We start from the raw sequence: 6,630 nt of genomic DNA on the forward strand, positions 1-6,630 counted from the left end.
CATTTTAGTCTCCCGGGTCAATCTGGAGACCAAGGTATGAACGTTATTGTTTTCGCATCGCGTAAAGGCGGCTCAGGCAAAAGCACCCTGGCTGCTCACCTTGCCGCGCAAGTTCATAAGGCTTCGAAGCCCTGTCTGCTGGTGGATGCCGATCCGCAGGGATCGCTGACCCTTTGGCACAAGCTGCGCGGCACCAACGAGCCTCCGATCCGGACAGCCAACCGCTCCGTCACCGAGATCATCAACTCCGCCAAGCGTGACGGCTTCGAGTGGGTCTTCATCGACACGCCCCCGAACCTGTCGGCCGTCGTCGATGACGCCATCCGGAATGCAACCATGGTTGTCATCCCTGCGCGCCCCGGCGTCTTCGATGTCAACGCGGTTCAGGACACCATCCAGACGTGCCGCTCCGCACGCAAGCCTTATGCGGTCGTCATCAACGGCGCACCTGCGATGCGCGACGGCTCTGAAAGCCCGATCGTCACCATTGCCCGCGAGGCTCTTGCAAAATTCCGCGCTCCGGTCTGGAGCGGTCAGATTACCAATCGCGCCGACTTGCTGCTGGCGCTCGCACATGGCGAGGGCGCCCGCGAATACGATTCCCAGGGGCGCGCGGCTTCGGAGATCGGACGGCTGTGGGCGGCGATCGAGCGCTCGGTCAAGGCGATCCGTGGGGCGGTGTCCTCAAGCGGGACCATGCACAAGAACGCGGCCTGATCGCACGCTGATGCCAAATGATGAAGCGCGCGGGTTTCGCGCGTTTGTCGTTTCTTGCTTTGCATTCGGTACGAGTGACGAGCCGGATTCCATCCCCGGGTCAGGTCGCGGACATGCTTCGTTCGAAACGCTATAGAAATAGGCGGATCACGACGGCCAGCGTTGCGCCTTGCTGACCACGAAATCGCGGAAAGCCTGAACCCGCGCAACCGCCTTCAGCTCTTCGGGATACACGAAATAGGTATCGAGCTGAATCGAATCGGACTCGCTGAACAACTGCACCAGGAGGTTGTTCTCGCCGACCAGATAATCCGGCAGCGCGGCGATGCCGAGGCCTTGCTGACAGGCGCTGAACAGGCCCAGTATGTTGTTGACGATGAAGTACGGTTCGCGCGGCCCGGAGCCGTTGCGACCGGCTTCAACCAGCCAATGGCGGTTCTGTGGATGGATCGAGGGGTGCGTGTCGCTGAGCATGACGATGCGATGTCCGTCAAGCTCCTCCAGCGTCCGGGGAGTGCCGAAGCGCTTGACGTATTCCGTTGAGCAGTAGGCGTGGAAACCCATCGCGAACAGCTTGCGCTGAATGAGATCGGGCTGGGTCGGCTTCTGCGTGCGGATCGCGATGTCGGCCTGGCGCATCGACAGGTCGAGTTCTTCGTCGGTGAGAATGAGCGAGATCCGGATCTCCGGATAGAGCGCGGTGAATTCGCCAAGGCGGGGAATCAGCCAGTTGATGCCGACGCCCGGCGTCGTCGTCACCTTGAGATCGCCGCTCGGTCGCTCGCGGCTGTCGGTGAGCTTGGCGCGGGCCGCCTGTAATTGCATGAACACTTCATGCGCCGTGCGGAACAGCAGGTCGCCCTGTTCGGTCAGGATCAGCCCACGCGCATGGCGATGAAACAGCGACACCGAGAGTTCCGCCTCCAGCGCCCCGACCTGCCGTGATACGGCAGACTGCGACAGCCCGAGCTGCTCGCCGGCATGCGTGAAGCTGCCAGCCTCGGCGGCTGCGTGAAACACCTTCAGCTTATCCCAATCCATGTCGGTAAAACCGCCGCTATTCCGTAGCATGTTACTCCGCGGCCGCGCGGTCGCCCGCATGGGCAGCGAGAAACCGTTCGGCCTCCAGTGCCGCCATGCAGCCGAGGCCTGCGGCCGTGACTGCCTGCCGGTAAATCTCGTCCGCGACGTCGCCGGCCGCGAACAGGCCGGGCACCGACGTCGCCGTCGAGTTCGGCGCCACCTCGACATAGCCCGAGCTTTTCAGCTTGACCTTTCCGGCCACGAGTTCGGTGGCGGGCGCATGGCCGATCGCGATGAACACGCCGTCGGCCGCGACCTCGGCGAGCGCGCCGGTCTTGACGTTCTTCAACCGGACGTGGGTGACCTTGGGTGGATTTTCGCTACCGCAGATCTCGTCGATCACGCTGTCCCAGACCACCTTGATCTTGGGATGCTTGAACGCACGATCCTGCAGAATGCGTTCGGCGCGGAAGTGATCGCGGCGATGAACGAGGGTGACCTCCGTGGCGAAGTTGGTCAAAAACAGCGCTTCCTCCACGGCGGTATTGCCGCCGCCGACCACGATCACGTTCTTGCCGCGGTAGAAGAAGCCATCGCAGGTGGCGCAGGCCGAGACGCCAAATCCCTTGAAGGTGTCTTCGGACGGCAATCCGAGCCAGCGCGCCTGGGCGCCGGTGGCAAGGATCACAGTGTCGGCCAGGTAGACGTCGCCGCTATCGCAGGTCAGCCGGAACGGCCGCTGCGACACGTCGAGCGAATTCACCGTATCGGTGACGATTTTCGTGCCGACGTGCCTCGCCTGCTTTTCCATCTGCTCCATCAGCCAGGGGCCCTGGATCACGTCCGCAAAGCCGGGATAGTTTTCGACGTCGGTCGTAATGGTGAGCTGGCCGCCCGGCTGGATGCCCTGGATCAGCACCGGCTCCAGCATGGCGCGCGCGGCATAGATCGCCGCCGTATAACCTGCCGGGCCAGAGCCGATGATGACGACCTTGGCGTGAACGGGAACGGGCATAGATCGGGACCCCATGGCGAGAAACCGTCCGGACGCGGGCAGCGCAATGCCCCGCGGCGAGCGGCGGGAAGGCGGGAAAACATCTAAGTCATATATTGGATATCTGGCTAGCTATGCGGAATTTGCAACCCGTTACTGCAAAAATTCCTCTAAATACAAGAATGCATGTCGCGCAATAAAATTGCGCAAGCTCCCCGATCTACGTTAAGAGGTTTACGGGAGATTCTCCCCGTTTCGAGCATGATCCCGAAAAATGGAAACCGGTTTTCGGAAAAGATCATGCTCTAACAAAAAGATAAACGACGAGTCTGATTCAGCGCAGTTTGAAACAGGCTCCAGCGAGCCTCGGGGTATGCACGCGCGTGTCGAAAAGCCTGGACGAGATCGACCTTAAGATCCTGAGCGAGATTCAGGCCGACGGCCGGATCACCAATGTCGAACTGGCCAAGCGGGTCGGGATTTCACCGCCGCCGTGTCTGCGACGGGTCCGGACGCTGGAGGAAGAGGGCTACATCCAGGGCTATCGTGGACTGCTCGATCCGCAACGGCTCGGGTTCGAAGTGACGGTGTTCGCGTCGGTGCACCTGTCGAGCCAGGCCGACGCCGACCTGCGTGCGTTCGAGGAGTTCGTACGCGGCGAGCCGCTGGTGCGCGAGTGCTGGATGCTCTCGGGTGAGGTCGACTTCATCCTGAAATGTGTTGCGCCCGACATGGCGACATTTCAGGACTTCGTGTCGCACCTTACCGCCGCACCGCATGTGCGTAACGTGCGAACCTCGCTGGTGCTGCATAGCTCCAAATACGCCGCGGCGGTGCCGCTGGAACTGAAGGTGCCGGACTGAGGCCGCAAAGCGCGCGCCGACACGCGCCGGCCCGGCGCAAGCGGGCTGCTCACCGATGCTTCATTCCGCGCGCTTCAACTCTTGTTGAAGATCATCTTGTCGAGGCTGACCGGACCGCCGCCGGCGAACACCAGATAGAAGAACACGAAGCAATACAGCGCGGCCAGTTCGCCGCCGTTGACGATCGGCATGAAGTTCTGCGGCGCATGAACCATGAAATAGGCAACCGCCGTCATGCCGGAAGCGATGAAGGCCGCCGCACGCGTAAACAGCCCGACCACCAGCAGCCCGCCTCCGACGAGTTCGATAACTCCTGCCGCGCCCACCATCGAGCCGATTTGCAGATTTGCGAACATCGGCAGCGGGGGAAAGCCGAGGAGCTTGGCGGTGCCGTGTTGCATGAGCAGAAGGCCGCTCATGAAACGAAGCAGGCTGAGGGCGAACGGCTGCCATTTGGAGAACATCTGGTCCATGTTCAGGTCTTTCCCATATTCTTTCGCCTGCGGAAGCTTTCCCGCATTGCACAAAACGAAACGTTCCGCCTCCCGAATAGTTCCAGATTTGGAACAGCAGCGACCGGCTGCTCCCTGCGTCATTGCGTCTCGCCTCGGAGATCAGGGCTGCACGCAGCGGACCGTTTTGGGCTGACAGGAAAAACCGGTATTCGAGCAAACCGGCTGCGCGCCGTTGGCGTCGCGGGCGCAACTCACGCAATCGTCGGTCCATCGGCTGCAATTGGGCGGGCCTTTGTGCACCGAGATTTCTTTCGCGGGCGGAGGCGGAATCTGCATATCGGCGGCGAGGGCGGCTCCGGCGAGGACCGCAGCCGTCGTCGCCGCTGCGAGGCCTAGACGGGAAAGCCGCATGCCGTCTTATCCTGTTCTGCCGAGCTGGGATAAAATCGTGTCAAGGCGTTCGCGATGCGCGACAGCGGAAAGCCCCTCCGCTATCGCCACTCGACCTTGGCGATCTCGTAGGCTTTTGCGCCGCCGGGCGCGACGACTTCAACCGAAGAGCCTTTCTTCTTGCCGATCAGGGCGCGAGCGAGCGGCGAGGTGATTGAAATGCGACCCTTCTTGGCGTCGGCCTCGGCTTCGCCGACGATCTGCCACACCGCCTTCTTGTCGGTGTCTTCGTCGATCAGCGTCACGGTGGCGCCGAACTTGATGGTGTCGCCGGACAGCTTGCTGACATCGATGATGTCCGCGCGCGCCAGCTTGTCCTCCAGCTCCGCGATGCGACCCTCGTTGTGCGATTGCTCTTCCTTGGCGGCGTGATACTCCGCGTTTTCCGACAGATCGCCATGCGAGCGCGCCTCGGCGATCTGCTCGATGATGCGCGGCCGGTCCACCGATTGACGCTTCTTCAGTTCGTCTGCGAGGGCGGCGTGTCCACCTCGGGTCATCGGAACCTTATCGACCATATCACTTCGTCCCTTCGCTTCATCAGCGGCCTGAGGCGTCACGCAAAGTTGCTTTCCGGACCGGACCCCGGCTGCAAATCCGCGTCAGCGACTCTCTAATCCGGTGTGGATTTTGGTTCAGAAGTTCGCTTGACGAACTCGCCGAGGCTGAAGCGAACTTCTGAACCACCACACTAGCTGTTTACGACCGACCTGCGTTAGAAAACATTCCCGCGGCCGTCACGTTCCGGCTCTGCCAAGGATCCCTGGGACCCGTTATCGGGCCGATCAGTCCTATCAGGCCCTGGAGCATTTTCCGGCTAAGCGGAATCCGGTTAGCCGAAAGAAGATGCTCTCAATCAATGACTTACGCGTATTCTGATCGCAAAACCCTGTATCCACTTTTGCGGAATACGCGCTAGGTCTCGGAAAAATAGCTCTGCAGGGTGCGAACCTCAAGGTCTCCGCCCAGATAGGCGCGGATGCCCTGCGCGGCTGCCACGGCGCCTGAAAGAGTGGTGTAATACGGCACTTTATGCAAGAGGGCAGCGCGCCGCAGCGAACGGCTGTCGGCGAGCGCCTGCGGTCCCTCGGTCGTGTTGAACACCAGTTGCACCTCGCCGTTGGTGATGGCGTCCACAATGTGCGGCCGCCCCTCCAGAACCTTGTTGATCTTCTCGGTCGGAACGCCGCTGTCTTCCAGATAGCGCTGCGTTCCGGACGTCGCGATCACTTTGAAGCCGAGCGAGGACAGCAGCTTCACCGTTTCGAGAATACGCACCTTGTCGGTCTCGCGGACCGAAACGAACACGGTGCCTTTGCGCGGCAGGCGCGTGCCGCTGCCGAGCTGGCTTTTGGCGAAGGCGATCTCGAACGAACGGTCGATGCCCATCACCTCGCCGGTCGATTTCATTTCCGGGCCGAGCACGGTATCGACACCGGGGAAGCGCGCGAATGGGAAGACCGATTCCTTGACGCCGACATGGCAAAGCTTCTGCGGCTTGAGCCTGAAGTCGGCGAGTTTCTCGCCAGCCATGATCCGCGCCGCGATCTTGGCGACGGGAAGGCCGACCACCTTGGCGACGAACGGCACCGTGCGCGAAGCGCGGGGGTTCACTTCCAGCACGTAGATCTCGCCGTCCTTGATGGCGTATTGCACGTTCATCAGGCCGATGACGTCGAGTCCGAGCGCGAGTTCGCGGGTCTGCCGCTCCAGTTCAGTGATGGTGGCGGCGTCGAGCGAACGCGGCGGCAGCGAGCAGGCCGAGTCGCCGGAGTGGATGCCGGCTTCCTCGATATGCTCCATGATGCCGACGACGTAGGTGTCCTTGCCGTCGCAGAGACAATCGACATCGATTTCGGTGGCGTCGGAAAGGTAGCGGTCGAACAGCAGCGGGTTGGTGCCGAGCACGGTGTTGATCTGGCCGGTCTTGTCGTTCGGATAGCGCGCCTTGACGTCGGCGGGCACGAGCTCGGGCAGGGTGCCGAGCAGGTAGTCGCCGAGCTGGCTGTCCTCGCGGATGATCTGCATGGCGCGGCCGCCCAGCACATAGGAGGGACGCACCACCAGCGGCAGGCCGAGATCGGCCGCCACCAGCCGCGCCTGCTCCACCGAATAGGCGATGCCGTTT

At 61.9% G+C, this 6,630-nt stretch carries 6 protein-coding genes and 1 pseudogene; 2 read left to right on the forward strand and 5 right to left on the reverse strand.

The window, feature by feature from the left end; genetic code table 11:
- The first annotated feature begins 36 nt into the window (after positions 1-36).
- Complete coding sequence (locus BGN91_RS09725; RefSeq protein WP_292612611.1) at positions 37-717, forward strand: ParA family protein; 681 nt, start codon at positions 37-39, stop codon at positions 715-717.
- A 147-nt stretch (positions 718-864) separates the two neighbouring features.
- Here the strand turns inward: BGN91_RS09725 and BGN91_RS09730 are convergent, their stop codons facing one another.
- Both BGN91_RS09730 and trxB read right to left on the reverse strand, forming a co-directional pair.
- On the reverse strand, positions 865-1,788 hold the full coding sequence (locus BGN91_RS09730; protein ID WP_292612613.1) for a LysR family transcriptional regulator: 924 nt from the start codon (positions 1,786-1,788) through the stop codon (positions 865-867).
- A 1-nt stretch (position 1,789) separates the two neighbouring features.
- Complete coding sequence (gene trxB, locus BGN91_RS09735) at positions 1,790-2,755, reverse strand: thioredoxin-disulfide reductase (RefSeq protein ID WP_292612621.1); 966 nt, start codon at positions 2,753-2,755, stop codon at positions 1,790-1,792.
- 362 nt (positions 2,756-3,117) lie between these two features.
- Here trxB and BGN91_RS09740 point away from each other — a divergent pair, with 362 nt between their 5' ends.
- Positions 3,118-3,597: an Lrp/AsnC family transcriptional regulator gene (locus BGN91_RS09740; protein ID WP_292612615.1), complete on the forward strand. Its 480-nt coding sequence runs from the start codon at positions 3,118-3,120 to the stop codon at positions 3,595-3,597.
- A gap of 74 nt (positions 3,598-3,671) precedes the next feature.
- Here the strand turns inward: BGN91_RS09740 and BGN91_RS09745 are convergent, their stop codons facing one another.
- From BGN91_RS09745 to BGN91_RS09755, 3 genes and pseudogenes are all read right to left on the reverse strand, one after another.
- Positions 3,672-4,070 (reverse strand): DoxX family protein, encoded by a 399-nt coding sequence (locus tag BGN91_RS09745; RefSeq protein ID WP_292612617.1) that lies wholly within the window; start codon positions 4,068-4,070, stop codon positions 3,672-3,674.
- Positions 4,071-4,543: 473 nt separating this feature from the next.
- Complete coding sequence (gene greA, locus BGN91_RS09750; protein ID WP_292612619.1) at positions 4,544-5,020, reverse strand: transcription elongation factor GreA; 477 nt, start codon at positions 5,018-5,020, stop codon at positions 4,544-4,546.
- 397 nt (positions 5,021-5,417) lie between these two features.
- Positions 5,418-6,630 (reverse strand): annotated as a pseudogene (locus tag BGN91_RS09755) (carbamoyl phosphate synthase large subunit); the annotation flags it as partial.

The sequence above is a fragment of the Nitrobacter sp. 62-13 genome (assembly GCF_001896955.1).
Classification (GTDB): domain Bacteria; phylum Pseudomonadota; class Alphaproteobacteria; order Rhizobiales; family Xanthobacteraceae; genus Nitrobacter.